This window comes from Micromonospora sp. B9E7, from assembly GCF_039871815.1.
Taxonomy (GTDB): domain Bacteria; phylum Actinomycetota; class Actinomycetes; order Mycobacteriales; family Micromonosporaceae; genus Micromonospora.
Map to the genome: position 1 here is coordinate 1 of NZ_JBDPLX010000002.1, position 17412 is coordinate 17412.

13 protein-coding genes are annotated in these 17412 nt (G+C 73.3%); 3 read left to right on the forward strand and 10 right to left on the reverse strand.

The window, feature by feature from the left end; all coding sequences use genetic code 11:
* Positions 1 to 20 precede the first annotated feature (20 nt).
* From ABGB10_RS02705 to gltB, 4 genes are all read right to left on the reverse strand, one after another.
* Positions 21 to 527 (reverse strand): hypothetical protein, encoded by a 507-nt coding sequence (locus ABGB10_RS02705; protein WP_347659239.1) that lies wholly within the window; start codon positions 525 to 527, stop codon positions 21 to 23.
* 69 nt (positions 528 to 596) lie between these two features.
* On the reverse strand, positions 597 to 1988 hold the full coding sequence (locus ABGB10_RS02710) for an MFS transporter (RefSeq protein WP_347659240.1): 1392 nt from the start codon (positions 1986 to 1988) through the stop codon (positions 597 to 599).
* Between the two features lie 194 nt (positions 1989 to 2182).
* Positions 2183 to 3718, reverse strand: a complete 1536-nt coding sequence (locus ABGB10_RS02715; protein ID WP_347659241.1) for a glutamate synthase subunit beta — start codon at positions 3716 to 3718, stop codon at positions 2183 to 2185.
* Entirely contained in the window at positions 3711 to 8402 is a 4692-nt protein-coding gene (gene gltB, locus ABGB10_RS02720; protein WP_347659679.1) for a glutamate synthase large subunit, read from the reverse strand. Before gltB ends, ABGB10_RS02715 begins: the two co-directional genes overlap by 8 nt.
* Before the next feature lie 165 nt (positions 8403 to 8567).
* Between gltB and ABGB10_RS02725 the strand changes: the two genes are divergently transcribed.
* Positions 8568 to 9413 (forward strand): GNAT family N-acetyltransferase, encoded by an 846-nt coding sequence (locus ABGB10_RS02725; RefSeq protein WP_347659242.1) that lies wholly within the window; start codon positions 8568 to 8570, stop codon positions 9411 to 9413.
* Positions 9414 to 9567: 154 nt separating this feature from the next.
* Here ABGB10_RS02725 and ABGB10_RS02730 read toward each other — a convergent pair whose 3' ends face one another.
* Positions 9568 to 10755, reverse strand: coding sequence for an FAD-dependent monooxygenase (locus ABGB10_RS02730; RefSeq protein WP_347659243.1), 1188 nt, complete (start codon positions 10753 to 10755; stop codon positions 9568 to 9570).
* Positions 10756 to 10770: 15 nt separating this feature from the next.
* Positions 10771 to 11982, reverse strand: coding sequence for a prolipoprotein diacylglyceryl transferase (gene lgt / locus ABGB10_RS02735; RefSeq protein ID WP_347659244.1), 1212 nt, complete (start codon positions 11980 to 11982; stop codon positions 10771 to 10773).
* A 102-nt stretch (positions 11983 to 12084) separates the two neighbouring features.
* Between lgt and ABGB10_RS02740 the strand changes: the two genes are divergently transcribed.
* Positions 12085 to 12729: an NUDIX hydrolase gene (locus tag ABGB10_RS02740; RefSeq protein WP_347659245.1), complete on the forward strand. Its 645-nt coding sequence runs from the start codon at positions 12085 to 12087 to the stop codon at positions 12727 to 12729.
* A 384-nt stretch (positions 12730 to 13113) separates the two neighbouring features.
* On the opposite strand, the gene trpA is transcribed toward ABGB10_RS02740, so the two are convergent.
* Genes trpA through trpC form a run of 3 tightly spaced genes read right to left on the reverse strand, consistent with a single transcriptional unit; the run spans position 13114 to position 15999 of the window.
* Positions 13114 to 13917, reverse strand: a complete 804-nt coding sequence (gene trpA / locus ABGB10_RS02745) for a tryptophan synthase subunit alpha (RefSeq protein ID WP_347659246.1) — start codon at positions 13915 to 13917, stop codon at positions 13114 to 13116.
* A 1-nt stretch (position 13918) separates the two neighbouring features.
* Entirely contained in the window at positions 13919 to 15157 is a 1239-nt protein-coding gene (trpB, locus tag ABGB10_RS02750) for a tryptophan synthase subunit beta (RefSeq protein ID WP_347659247.1), read from the reverse strand.
* Positions 15158 to 15195: 38 nt separating this feature from the next.
* Positions 15196 to 15999, reverse strand: coding sequence for an indole-3-glycerol phosphate synthase TrpC (trpC, locus tag ABGB10_RS02755; protein WP_172862221.1), 804 nt, complete (start codon positions 15997 to 15999; stop codon positions 15196 to 15198).
* A 485-nt stretch (positions 16000 to 16484) separates the two neighbouring features.
* Between trpC and ABGB10_RS02760 the strand changes: the two genes are divergently transcribed.
* Positions 16485 to 16754: a hypothetical protein gene (locus ABGB10_RS02760; RefSeq protein ID WP_347659248.1), complete on the forward strand. Its 270-nt coding sequence runs from the start codon at positions 16485 to 16487 to the stop codon at positions 16752 to 16754.
* Positions 16755 to 16782: 28 nt separating this feature from the next.
* Here the strand turns inward: ABGB10_RS02760 and ABGB10_RS02765 are convergent, their stop codons facing one another.
* Complete coding sequence (locus ABGB10_RS02765; protein WP_347659249.1) at positions 16783 to 17373, reverse strand: Trp biosynthesis-associated membrane protein; 591 nt, start codon at positions 17371 to 17373, stop codon at positions 16783 to 16785.
* Between the last annotated feature and the right edge of the window lie 39 nt (positions 17374 to 17412).

The following is a 17412-nucleotide window of genomic DNA, read 5'->3' on the forward strand; positions in this document are numbered from 1 at the left end:
GGGCGGGGTGGGGCGGGGGTTTACGGGGTTGGGGGCGCTTGGGTTGTGCTTGCCTCGACGGCGCGGATGTGCCGGTAGGCGAACCAGAGCGGCGGGAACGCACCGACCGCGAAGGACAGGTCGATGAGCGTCCAGAACCAGGGGATGTCGCGGATCGGCCCGCAGATCAGCGCCAGGGGGACGATGCCCGCGCAGGCGATCATGCCGACCTGCACCACCCAGACGTTGCGCACCGGGTCGCGCAGCGGCCCCCAGAACGCCACCGCCAGCACCAGGTGGGCGAAGGCCAGCCAGTCGGTGCCGTAGAGCAGGAACGGGTAGTCCTCGCCGGCCGTGACGAGCCCGGTGTGCACCCGCTCGATCCAGGCGACCAGGGCGGGCAGTTGGCCGGCGAGCGGGTCCAGCGCGCGCAGCAGCCAGCGCACCTCGATCTCCAGCGGAAACGCGGTGGCACCGCTCAGGAAGAGCCCGATCAGCACGATCCACAGCCACCGACGGGTCCGTCGTAGCCGCTCCTCGATGTCCATGATCGCAGCGTAACGATGATCTTCGTGTCGTCAGGTCCCGTGCGGGGGCCGCCCGGGGTGACCGCTGTCTCAGCGGCGTGTCACCGGCCCGGCCGTGGCCAACTCCGGGAGCCGGATCGAGCCCGATCGAACGCCGTCGGCGGGCGCGATCACACAGACCGCCCCGGCGGGACGGACGATGCGGGCGGCCCGGAACGCCATCCGTCGTACCGGATGGCGTGGCCGGGGCGTGACCAGCGCGAGGGTCGCCGCGCGGGCGTGCTGGCGGTCCAGGGCGACCGCCGCCGCGACCGTGGCGATCGTCGCGGCGGTCCCGGCGAGGACGAGCGTCTGGCGCGGTCCGGCGTACTCCGCGAGCCAGCCGAGCAGCGGTGCGCCGACCGCGGCGGAGACCGAGCCGGTGACCGCCAGCGCGGCGAGCACCCGGCCCCGCATCGCGGCGTCGGTGTCGAGTTGGGCGCGGGTGCCGACGGTGGTGTCGATGACCACAGCGGCGGCGGCGATCGGGAGGATCACCGCCGCGAAGCTCACGGTGCCCGGGGCGAGGCCGGCGACGATCTGCAGCCCGCTGGCGAGCAGGCCGGCGGCGACGAGCGTCCGGTAGCCCAGGGAACGTCGGCGGGCCGCGACGAGGGCACCGAGCACCGTTCCGATCGCGAAGACGGTCGACAGGACGCCGTAGCCGGAGGCACCGGCGTTCAGCGGGCCGTCGCTCATCGCCGCCATCGTCACCTGGTAGTTGCGGCCCAGGCTGCCGAGCACGAACGACAGGGCGAGCGCGAGGAGCAGCACCGGCTGCCCGCGCAGGTAGGCGAACCCGGCCCGAACGCCACTGCGGGTCGCGCCGGCGGCGGTCACCGCCACACCGGCCACGGCCCCCGGACGGACGGCGAACAGCGCCACCACCACGGCGGCGAAGCTCGCCGCGTTGATGCCGAACAGCAGGGCGGGGCCGACGGCGGCCACCACGACGGCGCCAAGGCTCATGCCGAGGATGCGGCCGGCGGAGTTGGAGAGCGAACCGAGCGCCAGGGCGTTGCCGAGGGTCTCCCGGTCGACGAGGGTGGAGGCCCAGCGCCCCATCACCGGGCCCTCGATGGCCGAGACGGCACCGGTGGCCAGGGAGATCGCGAAGATCAGCGGTAGGCCGCCGAAACCGGTCAGGGCGACCGCGCCCAGCCCGGCGGCGAGCGCCGCGTGGGCCACCTGGGCGGTGATCAGCAACGGGCGGGCCGGCAGACGGTCGGCCAGCACGCCTCCCCAGACGCTGAGCAGCAGGGTGGGTGCCGCCTGGAGCAGCACCGCGAAGCCCATGGACGTCGCCGAGCCGGTCTGCTTCAGGACGTACCAGTTGACCCCGAGGACCTGCATCCAGGTGCCGATGACGGAGACGAACCCGGCGAGCGCCCAGATGCGGTAGTTGCGATGGCGCAGCGCGGCGAAGGTGGCACCTCGGGCCACGACGAACCTCCAGCGATCGGCAGCATGAGCATTCAGGCCGATCGCGGCGCGGTTCGGCAGCCGATAAGTCTTGCCGCCTTAAACCTATTTGCCCATATTTGTGAGCAGCTTCACCAGCGGGAATGCCCGGCCGGTGGGCAGAAACTGCCCACCGGCCGGACCTCCATCGACCAGCCTGGTGAAGCCCCCGAGCCTCAGCGAGCGGCGAGGGCCTGCGCGGCCGGGCCGACCGGGGCCGACAACGTGCCGGCGCCGCCGAGGTACCCGTGGATGGCGGCGGCCGCCGCACGACCCTCGGCGATGGCCCAGACGATCAGCGAGGCGCCCCGGTGCATGTCGCCGGCGACGAACACCCCGTCGGCGTCGGTCTGCCAGTCGTCGCGGGCGTCGACCGCGCCGCGAGGGTTGCGGGTCACCCCGAACTGGGCCAGCAGCGGCTGCTGCTCGGTGCCCTCGAAGCCGATCGCCAGCAGCACCAGATCGGCCGGCAGCTCCCGCTCGGAGCCGGGCACCACGGTGACGACCCGCCGGCCGTCGCGCTTCTCCACGGTCACCTCGGCGATCCGCACCGCCCGCACCTGGCCGGTGCCGTCGTCCACGAACTCCTGCACCGCCACGGCGAAGACCCGCTCGCCACCCTCCTCGTGCGCCGGGTAGCTGCGCAGCACCCACGGCCAGGTCGGCCACGGGTCCCGTGCCTCGTCGCGCTCCTGCGGAGGCTGCGGGTACAGGTCGAGCTGGTGCACGCCCGCGGCGCCCTGACGGTGCGCGACGCCGAGACAGTCCGCCGCGGTGTCACCGCCACCGATGATCACCACGTGCTTTCCGGCCGCGTCGATCGGAGTGCCGTCCGGCAACACCGCCCGCGCCAGCCGACGCTCGTCGGTAGCCACGACGCCGGCCTGGTCGGTGGCCGCGGTGGCGACCGCGCGATTCGCCGCGACCAGATGCGCCATCGCCTGGTGTACGCCCCGAAGCGCCCGTCCCGGGGTTTCCGGCGTGTCCCGGCCCTGCAACGCGCCACAGGCCAACAGCACCGCGTCGTGCTCGGCGCGCAACTGCTCGGCGGTGACGTCCACCCCGACGTTCACGCCGGTACGGAAGCGCACCCCCTCGGCGGCGAGCTGGGCCAACCGGGCGTCGATGTGCCGCTTCTCCAACTTGAAGTCGGGGATGCCGTACCGGAGCAGACCACCGATCGCGTCGTCCCGCTCGTACACCGTCACCGCGTGACCGGCGCGGGCCAACTGCTGGGCGGCGGCGAGCCCGGCGGGGCCGGAGCCGACGACGGCGACCGACCGGCCGGACGGCGCCGGCACCGGGCGGGGGGTGAACCCGCGCGCTGCGGCCGCGTCGGCGATCTCCACCTCGACCTGCTTGATGGTCACCGGTTGACCACCGGAGATGCCGAGCACGCAGGCCGCCTCGCAGGGCGCCGGACAGAGCCGACCGGTGAACTCCGGGAAGTTGTTGGTGGCGTGCAGCGACTCCACCGCGGCGTCCCAGTTGCCGGTACGGACCAGGTCGTTCCAGTCCGGGATGCGATTGCCCAGCGGGCAGCCGTCGTGGCAGAACGGGATGCCGCAGTCCATGCACCGCGTGGCCTGCTCACGGACCAGCTCCTCGCCGGCCGGCGGGTAGACCTCACGCCAGTCGCTGATCCGCACCGGCACCGGACGGCGGGCCGGCAGTCGCCGGTCGTAGCGCAGGAAACCGTTCGGGTCAGGCACGTGCCACCTCCTGGGCCGCCACCCGCGGGGCGGGCGGCACCGGCATCGCCGGCACAGCGGCTGCGGTCAGTTCTGTCATGACCGCGTCGTCGACGTCGCGGCCGGCGGCTTCGGCGGCCCGCATGATCTCCAGCACCCGGCGGTAGTCGCGGGGCACCACGGCGGTGAACTCGGCCACCGCCTCCGGCCAGCGCTTGAGCAGCTCCTCGGCGACCGCCGACCCGGTCTCGGCCACGTGCCGCTGGACCAGCTCGTGCAGCAGCGCCTGCTCCTGCTCGCCCAGCGGCGCCAGGTCCACCAGCTCGGTGTTGACCCGCGCACGGTCCAGGTGGTGCACGTACGCCGTGCCGCCGGACATGCCGGCCGCGAAGTTGCGGCCGGTCGCGCCGAGCACCACGACCGTGCCGCCGGTCATGTACTCGCAACCGTGGTCGCCGACACCCTCGACCACGGCGACCGCGCCGGAGTTACGCACCGCGAACCGCTCCCCCACCCGGCCACGCAGGAAGACCTCGCCCGCCGTGGCGCCGTACAGGATGGTGTTGCCGGCGATGATCTGGTCCTCGGCCCGCTGCCCCGGCTCGGCGTCCGGGTCGAGGAACGGCGCGGCGGCGTCCGGACGGACGATGATCCGCCCACCGGAGAGGCCCTTGGCCACGTAGTCGTTGGCGTCGCCGTGCAGCCGCAGGGTCACCCCGCGCGGCAGGAACGCACCGAACGACTGCCCGGCCGTGCCGTGCAGCACGAACTCGATGGTGTCGTCCGGAAGGCCGGCACCGCCGAAGCGACGGGTGACCTCCCCGCCGAGCATCGCGCCGACGCTGCGGTGCTCGTTGCGCACCGCCACCTCGACCCGCACCGGCGCCCCGTCCGTCAGAGCCGGACGGGCCAGCGCGATCAGCTCGTTGTCGAGCGCCTGATCCAGGCCGTGATCCTGCGCGCGGATCCCGCGTCGGGCCGCGCCGGCGGGCAGCTCCGGCAGGTGCAGGACGGGCGCCAGGTCCAACCCGTGCGCCTTCCAGTGCGTCAGGGCCGGGGCCACGTCGAGCAGCTCGGACTGCCCGATCGCCTCCTCGATCGACCGGAAACCCAGCTCGGCCAGGTACCCCCGGACCTCCTCGGCGAGGAAGAGGAAGAAGTTCTCCACGAACTCCGGCTTGCCGGTGAAGCGCTCCCGCAGCACCGGATTCTGGGTGGCGATGCCGACCGGGCAGGTGTCCAGGTGGCAGACCCGCATCATCACGCAACCCTCGACGATCAGCGGCGCGGTCGCGAAGCCGAACTCCTCCGCGCCGAGCAGCGCCGCGATCAGCACGTCCCGGCCGGTCTTGAGCTGACCGTCGACCTGCACGGTGACCCGGTCGCGCAGCTTGTTCAGCAGCAGCGTCTGCTGGGCCTCGGCCAGCCCCAGCTCCCACGGGGTGCCCGCGTGCTTGAGCGAGTTCATCGGGGACGCGCCCGTGCCGCCGTCGTGCCCGGAGATCAGGATGACGTCCGCCTTGAGCTTCGCCACCCCGGCGGCGACGGTGCCGACGCCGACCTCGCTGACCAGCTTGACGTGCACCCGGGCCGCCGGGTTGACGCACTTCAGGTCGTGCACCAACTGGGCGAGGTCCTCGATGGAGTAGATGTCGTGGTGCGGCGGCGGCGAGATCAGACCCACGCCGGGAGTGGCGTGCCGGGTACGGGCGATCCACGGCCAGACCTTGTTGCCGGGCAACTGACCGCCCTCGCCCGGCTTCGCGCCCTGGGCCATCTTGATCTGGAGGTCGTCGGCGTTGACCAGGTATTCGCTTGTCACACCGAACCGGCCGCTGGCGATCTGCTTGACCGCCGAACGGCGCGCCGGGTCGTGCAACCGCTCGACGTCCTCGCCGCCCTCACCGGTGTTGGACTTGCCGCCGAGCCGGTTCATCGCGATGGCCAGCGTCTCGTGTGCCTCGGCGGAGATCGACCCGTACGACATGGCGCCGGTGGCGAAGCGCTTGACGATCTCGGTGGCCGGCTCGACCTCCTCGATCGGCACCGCCGGGCGGAGCCCGGTGCGCAGGGTGAACAGCCCGCGCAGCGAACCGGCCTGCGCGGCGAGCGCGTCGACCTTCGCGGTGTACTGCCGGAAGACGTCGTACTGCCGGCTGCGGGTGGCGTGCTGCAGCAGGAAGACCGTCTCCGGGTTGAACAGGTGCAGCTCACCCTCGCGGCGCCACTGGTATTCGCCACCGACCTCCAACCGGTCGGACGCCGCGGTGCCGGCCGGCGGCCAGGCCAGCGCGTGTCGGGCGGCCACCTCGGTGTGCACGCCCGCGAGACCCACCCCACCGATGCGGCTGGGGGTGCCCCGGAAGTAGCGCTCGACCAGCCGGCTGTCCAGGCCGACCGCCTCGAAGACCTGCGCCCCGCAGTACGAGGAGACCGTCGAGATGCCCATCTTCGACATGATCTTCAGGACGCCCTTGCCGAGCGCCTTCGCGTAGTTGCGCACCGCGGCGGCGGGCTCCACCCCCGCCAGCGCGCCAGTGTGGATCATGTCCTCGACCGACTCGAACGCCAGGTACGGGTTGACCGCCGCCGCGCCGTAGCCGATCAGGACGGCCGCGTGGTGCACCTCCCGGCAGTCGCCGGACTCGACGATCAACGCCGCCTGGGTGCGGGTCTGCTCGCGCACCAGGTGCTGGTGCACCGCGGCGGTGAGCAGCAGCGACGGGATCGGCGCCAGGTCGGCGTTGGAGTCCCGGTCGGAGAGCACCAGGATCCGGACGCCGTCCTCGATCGCCTCGGAGACGTGCCGGCAGATCTCGGTCAGCCGCGCCTTGATCCCGGCGGCGCCCTCCCGGATGCGGTACAGCCCGGACACCCGGACCGCCTTGAAGCCGGGCAGGTCGCCGTCCTCGTCGATGGAGAGGATCTTCGCCAGCTCGTCGTTGTCGAGGATCGGGTGCGGCAGCACGATCTGCCGGCAGCTCGCCGCGCCCGGGTCGAGCAGGTTGCCCTCCGGCCCGATGGTCGACGCCAGGCTGGTCACCAACTCTTCCCGGATGGCGTCCAGCGGCGGGTTGGTGACCTGGGCGAAGAGCTGGTGGAAGTAGTCGTAGAGCAGCCGCGGCCGGGTCGACAACGGCGAGATCGGGGTGTCCGTGCCCATCGAACCGAGCGGCTCGGCGCCGGTGCGGGCCATCGGCCCGAGCAGGATCTTCAGCTCCTCCTCGGTGTAGCCGAAGGTCTGCTGCCGGCGGCGCACCGAGTCGTGGGTGTAGACGGTGTGCTCGCGGGCCGGCAGGTCGCCCAACTCGATCAGCCCGGCGTGCAGCCACTCGCCGTACGGCTGGGCGGCGGCCAACTCGGACTTGATCTCCTCGTCGTGCACGATCCGACCGGCGACGGTGTCGACCAGGAACATCTTGCCCGGCTGGAGTCGCCCCTTCGCGACCACGTGGGCCGGGTCGAGGTCGAGCACGCCCGCCTCGGAACCGAGCACGACCAGGCCGTCGTCGGTCTGCCACCAGCGCCCCGGACGCAGCCCGTTGCGGTCCAGCACCGCGCCGACGATCTCGCCGTCGGTGAAGGCCACCGACGCGGGACCGTCCCACGGCTCCATCAGGCTGGCGTGGAAGCGGTAAAAGGCGCGCTTCGCCGGCTCCATGCCGGGGTCGTTCTCCCACGCCTCGGGGATCATCATGAGCACCGCGTGCGGCAGGCTCCGCCCCGCCAGGTGCAGCAGCTCCAGGACCTCATCGAAGTTCGCCGAGTCGGAGGCGCCGGGCGTGCAGACCGGGAAGACCCGCCGGATGTTGCCCGGCACGTTAGGCGAGCGCAGCAGCGCCTCCCGCGCCTGCATCCAGTTGCGGTTGCCCCGGATCGTGTTGATCTCGCCGTTGTGGGCGATGAACCGGTACGGGTGCGCCAGCGGCCAGGACGGGAACGTGTTGGTGGAGAAGCGGGAGTGCACCAACGCGATCGCGCTGTCGATCCGCTCGTCACGCAGATCCGGGTAGAACGCCGGCAACTGGTCGGGGGTGAGCATTCCCTTGTAGACCATGGTGCGGCTGGACAGCGACGGGAAGTACGCCGGCACGCCCCGCTCGGCGGTCTCCCGTTCGGCCTGCTTGCGCAGGCTGAACGCCACCCGGTCCAGCTCGATGCCGTGCAGCGGGGAACCGGCCGGCCCCTCGGGCGCGTCGGTGAGCCGGCGGGCGGCAAGGAAGAGCTGTCGGACCCGGGGCATCGCCGCCAGGGCGGTCTCGCCAAGCTCGCTGGGGTCGATCGGCACGTCGCGCCAGCCGAGCAGGTCGGCACCCTCGACCAGCGCGTACTTCTCGACCACCCGCCGGGCGCGGGCCTCGGCGGTGTCGTCGTCGGGGAGGAAGACCAGCCCCGTCGCGTACTCGCCGGCCGGGGGAAGCGCGACGTCGGCCACCGCGCGCAGGAACGCGTCGGGGACCTGGATCATGATGCCCGCGCCGTCGCCGGTGTTCGGCTCCGCGCCCCGGGCGCCGCGATGGTCCAGTCGACACAGGGCGCCGAGCCCGTTCGCGACGACCGCGTGCGAACGCCGGCCGTGCAGATCCGCTACGAAGGCCACTCCGCAGGCGTCGTGCTCCTGCGCCGGGTCGTAGAGGCCCTGGGCGGACGGGTGGGCGTCGGGCATCGGGGACGCCTGCGGGCTGTGCGGGTACGGCTGTGTCATATCCGCGTACGGCTGAGCCACCGGGCCTCCTGTCGTCACTCAGGTTGGATCATGGTGGGGACGACGTCGGCCCGTGGGTCTATTGAGTCTACGTTAGGGCGGCGGTCGCACGGCCACCTGAGATTGATCACACCGTCCACTGGCTGGGACATGTAGTCTCGCGCGGTGGATCCGCTCAACAAGCACGTCTTCGACCGGTTGGAACGTTTCTACGACTCGGTGCCCCGCGACGTCGCCGGTGCGGAGGAACATGGCGGACTGGTGTTGTTCGTCCGCGACGGTAACGGCTGGCCGTTCTACGCCCGCCCCCGGCTCGACGCCACCGAACCGCCGTCGCTGGCCGACGTGGCCTCGGTCCGCGAGCGGCAACGGAAGCTGGGCCTGCCGGAAGCCTTCGAGTGGGTGCACGAGACGACCCCCGAACTGCTGGCGGTCGCCCGCTCGGCGGGGCTGCACGTGCTGGAGGCACCGCTGATGGTGCTCGACCCGACCGAGCTGCCCGACCCGGCGACGCTGTCCGACGTGGCGGTGCGAATGCTGGCCGCCGACTCCCCCGGCTTCGCCGCCGACGTCGCCGCCCGGCGCGCCGTGGCAGCCGTGTCGTTCGCCGCCGCCGGCACCGCGCCCGGGGAGGCCGGCCCGGCCGAACGCGACGCCGCCGTCACCGAACTCGAACTCGCCGCGCTCGACGAGGAGCGCACCCGAATCGCCGACGGCCGACGGATTTCCGCGTTGGCCGGCACCTCGACCGAGGGCGCGCTGGCCAGCGGCATGGCCATGCGGGTCGACGACGTCGCGGAGATCGCCGGGGTGGCCACCCTGCCGGCCGCCCGCCGGCGCGGGCTGGGCGCCGCGCTCACCGCCACCCTCGCCCGGGAACTCCTCGCGGCCGGCACCGACCTGGTCTTCCTCTCCGCGGGCAGCGAGGAGATCGCCCGGGTCTACCTGCGGGTCGGCTTCCGCCGCATCGGCACCGCCTGCATCGCCGAACCCGCAGCCCTGATCCCCTAGCCCCCACCCGGCCCCCACCCGCCACCCGCCACCCGCCTCCCACCACCCGCCTCCCTCGTCGATCATGGAGCCGTGGTGCCAGGTTTGGACGGTTTTGTCACGCTTCGTCCGCCACCATAAGTCCATGATCGACGTGGCGGACGGGTGGGTTCGGTCAGGTGGGGGGACGCCACTGGGCCGCGGAGGCGGCGGCGCTGGAGAGCAGTCGGGAGTTGATCGTGCCGAGCGCGGCGTCGCGGGCGCGCAGCGCCAACCGGCCGCGGGCCTGGAGCACCGCGGACATCCGCCGAGTCTGCCGCACCACCGTGGCGGCGCGTGGGCGGCGCACCCGGTCGTACGCCTGAACGGCGTCGGGCAGCCGAGCCTCACGGAGCAGGGAGGCGAGCGTGGCGGCGTCCTCGAACGCGAGGCAGGCGCCCTGCCCGAGGTGCGGTGGCATGGCGTGCGCCGCGTCGCCGAGCAGCACCACCCCGCCGGGCCCGGCCGGGAAGCCGTACGCGCGGGGCAGCGGTCGCAACTCGCGGACCTCCTGCTGGACCAGATCGGAGGGGTCGGTGGCGTCGAGCAGCGCGCCGATCGGGTCGGGCCAGCCCGCGTACCAGCGGCGCAGCAGGGCGAGTTGGGTCTCCGGCGGTTCGGGGCGTGGTGCGCCGGCGGCGGTTGCCACCCAGTAGATGCCGCCCCGGGTGGAGCCACCCGACGAGCCGCGCTCGCCCAGCGACGCGGCCACGAACCGGTAGCCCGCGCCGAGGATCTCACCGGCCAAGGGCTGGTCGTCGGGGAGCCGAGGCGCCTTGTACCAGGGGATGACGGCCCGCCAGGCGGCACATCCGGAGCTGACCACCCGGGACTCGGGGGCGAGTTGGCGGCGGATGCCGCTGTCCGTGCCGTCGGCCGCGACCACCAGGTCGACCTCGATGGTCTGTCGCCCGTCGCTGACGGCCGGCCGCTCGCCCGGCTCGACCCGGACGTGGCGCACGGTCACACCGGTCCGCAGGTCGACCCGCTCGCCGAGACCGGCGATCAGCGCGTCGTGCAGGTCCTCACGGTGCACCACCACCGGCATCCGGTCGGCGGGGATGGGCCGGGGCTGCACGAGCCAGTGCCCGTCCGGGCGGCGGACCCCACCGTCGGGTAGCGGAGTGGCGATGGCAGCCAGCCCCGCGCCGAGGCCGAGGGCTTGCAGCGCGCGCACGCCGTTGGGCCAGAGCACCACGGCGGTCGGCTCGGGGCGGACCCGTTCGGCGCGCTCCATCAGGGTGACCATCCAGCCGGAGCGGGCCAGCGCGCCGGCGACCGCGAGGCCACCGACCCCGGCGCCGACCACCACCGCGCTTCGCATCGGTGTCGCCCCCGCTCAGCTGTCCCGGTCGGCGGGGCGTGCGCCCGCAGCGTCAGCCCGGTCGGCGGAGCGGGTGCCCGTGACGTCAGCCCGATCGGCTGACGGCTCGTCCGCCTGGTCGTCGTCGGCGGACGGGCCGTCGACGGCCGTCCCGTCGGCGCGAGGCTCGCCGGCGTCCGGGCCGGCCGCCTCGTCGCTGGCGGGCTCCGGCGGCACGACGCCGGTCTCCTGCCAGGCGGCGTACTGCTCTTCGCTGACCACCCGGTAGCCCTCCGGCGCGGCGGCCCGGGTGGGGGTCTCCCGCTCGGAGAGGTCCACCTGGGACAGGTCGGACGCGGGGGGCGGGGTCGGCGTCGCCGTCGCGCCGAGCGGGATCAGGAACTCCTGCGGGCCGCGCACCCGCACGAAGTAGATCAATCCGCCGAGGAAGACCAGGGCGGCGGTCCAGACGTTGAGCCGGACACCGAGGATCTGGTTGGCCTCGTCGGTGCGCATCAGCTCGATCCAGAACCGGCCTGCGGTGTAGCCCATCACGTAGAGCGCGAATGCCCGGCCCCGACCCAGCTTGAGCCGGCGGTCGAGGAGGAGGACCAGGGCGACGACGCCGAGGTTCCACAGCGCCTCGTAGAGGAAAGTCGGCTGGTAGAGGCCCGGTTCGAGGATCGGCTGCCCCGCGTCGTCGCGCAGCGCGTGCCCTGGGTTGTCCGGGTCCATCCGATGGATCTCCAGGCCCCACGGCAGGGTGGTCCGGGCGCCGAACAACTCGTTGTTGAACCAGTTGCCGAGCCGGCCGACCGCCTGGGCCAGCGGCAGCCCGGGCGCCAGCGCGTCGGCCACCACCCCGAACGGGATGCCGAGCTGCCGGGCCGCGATCCAGGCGCCGAGGGCGCCACCGGCGACGGCACCCCAGATGCCGAGGCCGCCCTCCCAGATGGCGAACGCCTTCATCGGCTCACCACCCGCGCCGAAGTATTTCTCCGGCGAGGTGATCACGTGGTAGATCCGGGCGCCGATGATGCCCGCGGGCACCGCCCAGACGGCGATGTCGAGCACCGCGCCGGGCGCGACGCCGCGCTGCCGCAGTCGGCGCTCCGTTACCCAGCAGGCCAGCACGATGCCGGCGATGATGCAGAGCGCGTAGGCCCGGATCGGCACCGGCCCGAGCTGCCAGACCGCGGTGCTGGGGCTGGGCAGGGCCGCCTGGGGGGACAGCGAGGCGAAGGTCACGGGTGCACACGCTACCGCTGCACACCCCCACAGCGGCACCCCGGGCCGCCGGAGCGCGCAACTCGGTGACTTCTGGTTTGCACCCCCGTACGCTCTTTGTCCATGAGCGCGCTCACCTGGGCGGTCGCCGCGGTCGTCAGCGACGACACCGGCCGGGTGCTGCTCTGTCAGCAGGGCCGGGGTGAGCGCCGCTACGCGCTGCCCGGTGGGCGACTACGTCCGGCGGAGAGCCCGGTACGGGCGGCCCTGCGGGACATCCGGGCGGAGACCGGCTGGGAGATCGAGCTGGACGACCTGGTGGGCGTCTACCACCTGACCGGCTCTCCAGGGGAGGCTGCGGCCGGCCGTGTCGGGCCGCTGCCGGACGTCCTCGTGCACGTGTTCCGGGCCCGCGCGGCCGGGGTCCGACCCGCCGCCGACCCGCCGCCGGGCTGCCGGTTGTCCTGGCACTCCCCCGACGCGCTGCCCGGGACGGTCACGCCCCTCACCCGGGCCGCCGTCACCGACGCTCGCGCCGGCCGCTCCGGCGTACTCCAGGATGTTCCCTGCACGCCCGGCACCGACGCACCCGCGCCGCTGCCGGCGGCTCGCCCGGCCGAGGACGGCCGGCCGGGGACCGGCCAGGACGCGCGGCCGGGGACCAGCCAGGACGGGCAGCGACCCGGGACCGGCCACGACGGGCATCCGGGGGCCGGGCAGCCACCGGAGCAACGCGGCGAGGCCGCGGACCCGTCCCTGCACCCCTGACAAGCCGCAGCCGTCCCGAGATCCGCCGCGTGGCCGCGGACAGTCTCGCCGGCCAGGCCACATCCGATCAGGCGATATACCTGTGAGTCATAACTATGACTCACAGGTATATCGCTCAACAGACAGACAGACATGCCCCGCGTGCTGCGCGGTCCGGCCGACCGCCGCGCCGACACGAGCGCCGGAAGTTCGGTGGGCCCGGGCCCAGCGGGGCCGGGGCCAGCGGGGCCGGGGCCAGCGGGGCCGGGGCCAGCGAGGCCGGGGCCAGCGAGGCCGGGGCCAGCGAGGCCGGGGCCAGCGAGGCCGGGGCCAGCGAGGCCGGGGCCAGCGAGGCCGGGGCCAGCGAGGCCGGGGCCAGCGAGGCCGGGGCCAGCGAGGCCGGGCTCAGCGGGTGGGGTTGCGGACGCCCTCGGCGAGTTCGGCACTGAGGGTACGCAGCGCGGCCAACCCGTCAGCCTCGGTGGGCGCGTCGAGCACGCACCGGACCAGGGCACTGCCGACGATCACCCCGTCGGCGTACCCGGCGACGGTGCCGGCCTGCGCACCGGTGCCCACGCCCAGACCGACCCCGACCGGCAGGTCGGTGACCGCCCGGACCCGGGAGACCAACGTCGGAGCGGCGTCCGACGTGCTCGCCCGGGCACCGGTCACACCCATGACGGCGGTCGCGTAGACGAAGCCACGGCAGTGCTCCACGGTCATCGCCAGCCGAGCGTCGGTGGACGACGGCGAGACCAGGAAGGTGCGGTCCAGCCCGTGTGCGTCCGAGGCCGCGAGCCACTCGTCGGCCTCGTCGGGGATCAGGTCGGGGGTGATCAGACCGGTGCCGCCGGCGGAGGCGAGGTCCCGGGCGAACACGTCCACGCCGTACCGCTCGACCGGGTTCCAGTAGGTCATGGTGACCACCGGCGCGCCGGTGGCCGCCACCGCCTCGATGATGCGCATGGTGTCGGCGGTGCGTACGCCACCGGCCAGGGCGATGTCACTGGCCTTCTGGATCACCGGCCCGTCCATCACCGGGTCGGAGTAGGGGATCTCCACCTCGATGACGTCGACGCCGGCCTCGACCATGGCGATCATCGCGGCGATGCTGCCCTCGACGCTCGGGAAACCAGCCGGCATGCAGCCGACCAGCACTGCCCGACCGTCGGCGCGGGCCTTGTCGAAGGCCAGCCCGATCCGGCTCATCTCACCGCTCCTTGTCGAGGATGCCGAAGTAGTCACCGGCGGTGTGCACGTCCTTGTCGCCCCGCCCGGAGAGGTTGACCACGATGGTGGGCTCCCGACCGAGTTCGGCGGCGAGCTTCGGGGCCAGCGCGACGGTGCCGGCGAGCGCGTGTGCGCTCTCGATCGCCGGGATGATCCCCTCGGTGCGGCAGAGCAGTTCGAACGCGGCCATCGCCTCGTCGTCGGTGACCGGCAGGTAGTTCGCCCGGCCGGTGTCGTGCAGCCAGGCGTGCTCGGGCCCGACGCCCGGGTAGTCCAGGCCGGCGGAGATCGAGTGCGACTCCAGGGTCTGCCCGTCGGCGTCCTGCAGCACGTACGTTCGGGTGCCGTGCAGCACGCCGGCCGACCCGCCGGTGATGCTCGCCGCGTGCCGTCCGGTGGCCACCCCGTCGCCGCCGGCCTCGAAGCCGTACAGCCGCACGTCGTCGTCGCCGACGAAGGCGTGGAAGATGCCCAACGCGTTGGACCCACCACCGACACAGGCGGTCACCGCGTCCGGCAGCGCGCCGGTGAGGTCGAGGCACTGCTGGCGGGCCTCGTCACCGATGCCCCGGACGAAGTCGCGGACCATCGCCGGGAACGGGTGCGGGCCGGCGGCGGTGCCGATCAGGTAGTGCGTCTCGTCGACGTTGGCCACCCAGTCGCGCATCGCCTCGTTCATCGCGTCCTTGAGGGTGCGCGAGCCGTTGGTCACCGGCACGACGGTGGCCCCGAGCATCCGCATCCGGGCCACGTTCAGCGCCTGCCGCTCGGTGTCGACCTGGCCCATGTAGACCACGCACTCCAGGTCGAACAGGGCGGCGGCGGTCGCGGTGGCCACACCGTGCTGGCCGGCACCGGTCTCCGCGATCACCCGGGTCTTGCCCATCCGCTTGGTGAGCAGTGCCTGGCCGAGCACGTTGCGTACCTTGTGCGCGCCGGTGTGGTTGAGATCCTCACGCTTGAGCAGCACCCGCGCGCCGACCTTCGCGGAGAACCGCCGGGCCTCGTAGAGCAACGACGGGGTGCCGGCATAGTCGCGCAGCAGCGCCCCGAACTCGGCACGGAAGGAGTCGTCCGTCATCGCGGAGCGCCACGCCCCGTCGAGCTCGTCCAACGCGGCCACCAGTGCCTCGGGAACGAACCGACCGCCGAAGCGGCCGAAGTGGCCGGCGGAGTCGGGCTGCGGGCCGGCCACCGGGGCCAGCGCGTCGGCGCTCATCGGAAATCCTCTCGGTGGGGCGTCACGTCGGTGCGGGGTCAGCGCACCGGCCGGGGCGTTGCCGGGTGGTTGCCCGCGTTGACCAACTCGGCGACCGCCTCGCGGGGGCTCTTCTGGGTGACCAGGCCCTCGCCCACGAGCACCGCGTCGGCGCCCGCGGAGGCGTACCGGATCAGGTCGTGCGGGCCACGAACACCGGACTCGGCGATCTTGACAACGCTGCTGGGCAGGCCGGGCGCGATCCGTTCGAAGACCGACCGGTCGACCTCAAGGGTACGCAGGTCACGGGCGTTGACCCCGATCACCTGCGCGCCGGCCTCCAGAGCCCGGTCGGCCTCTTCCTCGTCGTGCACCTCGACCAGCGCCGTCATGCCCAGCGACTCGATCCGCTCCAGCAGGCCCATCAGCACGTTCTGCTCGAGCGCGGCGACGATCAGCAGGACCAGGTCCGCGCCGTGCGCACGCGCCTCGTGCACCTGGTAGCTGGAGACCACGAAGTCCTTGCGTAGCACCGGCACGGTCACGGCGGCCCGGACGGCCGCCAGGTCGTCCAGCGAGCCGCCGAACCAGCGCCCCTCGGTCAGCACACTGATCGCCCGCGCCCCACCGGCCGCGTAGTCGACGGCGAGATCGGCCGGATCGGCGATCTCGGCCAGTCGACCCTTGGACGGCGACGAACGCTTCACCTCGGCGATCACGGCCACGCCGGGCTTGCGCAGCGCCGCGTACGCGTCCAGCGGCGGCGGCGCAGCCGCCGCCAGTTCACGGATCCGCTCCAGCGGAACCTGCTCCTGGCGTCGGGCGACGTCCTCACGTACGCCAGCCAGAATCTCGTCGAGCACGCTTACGGACGCTGCCTGACCGGCCTCGTCCCCCTCCGCGTGCGCATGCTCAGCAGTCACCAACGGACTCCCCTCTCCGGGCGTCATGGGCCGATGCTAGGGGCAGCCGACCGACGCCGAATGCCGGGGGTATGGCGCTGCTCACGAAAAGGGCTGCGGCATAATGGCCGACTTGCCGTGAACGGTATGTCACGCAGCGCCACCTCCGGTATCGACCGCCGCCACACGGTACGAGGCCTGACAGCCGCGGTCAGACCGGGCCGATCCATCGATCATGCCACCAGCCGCCGGTCGGCGCGCGATGACAACAACGTCGATCGATGCTGTGAGCAAGCTCAAGGTCGAACAAACAGCCCTGGTCACGGCCGAGGCGCGACAGTTGACCGGGCGGTCACAGCGGTGAAACCTCGGCCGACGAGCATCGTCCTCGGGCAGACTCAACGGCGCGCCTGCCCGACCGTCGCAACTCCTCGTGCGAGGTGACCATGAGCATGTCCGAGCCGCAGCCGACCAACGGGTTGACCACCATCTCACGGACAGTGGCGTCGCTCGCCGTCGGCGTGGTGCACACCGTCGAGCGCGCGGTGGTCGGCGAAGGGCGGATGCGGACCGCACGCGGCAACGCCTGGGAGGCGGTCTGCGCCGACCGGGCCCGCGCCGACCAACGCGCCGAGCTGAACCGCCTGGTGGCCGAACTGACCGCCGCCCGCGCCGCCAGCCGCCGAGCACAGCGCGAGCGTCAGCCAGTCGGCTGACACCCCGCCAGCCGCACCTGACGACCCGTCAGTCGGCCGTCGGGTCCTCGCCCCGGTCCAGAGCGTCCCACGCCTCCGTGGTCCGCCGGCCGGCCAGCGGAGCCGACGAACCCTCCGGGCCGGCCGACCCCGACGCGGTCGCCGGGCCTGAGCGCACCGGCCGTTCGTACCGAGCGCCCATCGCCGGCCAACCGCCGCCCCGCAACGCCGTCCACCAACCACCAGCGGCGGCAGCCAACCCACCGAGCAGGCAGAGCACCGGCCACTGCCGGCTCACCGAGCCACCCACGTCGGCGACCAGCCCGTAACCGCCGCCGGCCGCCACGGCCAGACCCAGCACGCCGAGCAGCCCGCCGAGCACCCGCCGCACCCGGCCCCGGGTGGCCAGCACCGCGCCACCACCCGCCAACGCCACCACCGCCAACGCCGGCAGCCACGGCAGCAGGGCCGCACCGCTGCGGGTGTCCCGCAGCGGCGGCAGCGGCGCCGGGCGCACCGTCAACTCGACCGACCAACTCCGCGTCGCAGCCCACAGCGCCAGGCCGGCGCCGGCCAGGCAGAGCAGGACTGCGTACGTCAACTCGCGCCGCCCCACGGCGGACCGCTCCCCGCCACTCATCGGGCCGGCCTTTCGTTCGCGACTGCGGGGCTCCGCTCC

What these genes read in the sequence shown, in the direction of transcription:
- ABGB10_RS02705 (WP_347659239.1), bottom strand. Translation starts at nt 527, where the DNA reads ATGGACATCGAGGAGCGGCTACGACGGACCCGTCGGTGGCTGTGGATC.
- gltB (WP_347659679.1), bottom strand. Translation starts at nt 8,402, where the DNA reads ATGACACAGCCGTACCCGCACAGCCCGCAGGCGTCCCCGATGCCCGAC.
- ABGB10_RS02730 (WP_347659243.1), bottom strand. Translation starts at nt 10,755, where the DNA reads ATGCGAAGCGCGGTGGTGGTCGGCGCCGGGGTCGGTGGCCTCGCGGTC.
- ABGB10_RS02740 (WP_347659245.1), top strand. Translation starts at nt 12,085, where the DNA reads ATGAGCGCGCTCACCTGGGCGGTCGCCGCGGTCGTCAGCGACGACACC.
- trpA (WP_347659246.1), bottom strand. Translation starts at nt 13,917, where the DNA reads ATGAGCCGGATCGGGCTGGCCTTCGACAAGGCCCGCGCCGACGGTCGG.
- trpB (WP_347659247.1), bottom strand. Translation starts at nt 15,157, where the DNA reads ATGAGCGCCGACGCGCTGGCCCCGGTGGCCGGCCCGCAGCCCGACTCC.
- ABGB10_RS02760 (WP_347659248.1), top strand. Translation starts at nt 16,485, where the DNA reads ATGAGCATGTCCGAGCCGCAGCCGACCAACGGGTTGACCACCATCTCA.
- ABGB10_RS02765 (WP_347659249.1), bottom strand. Translation starts at nt 17,373, where the DNA reads ATGAGTGGCGGGGAGCGGTCCGCCGTGGGGCGGCGCGAGTTGACGTAC.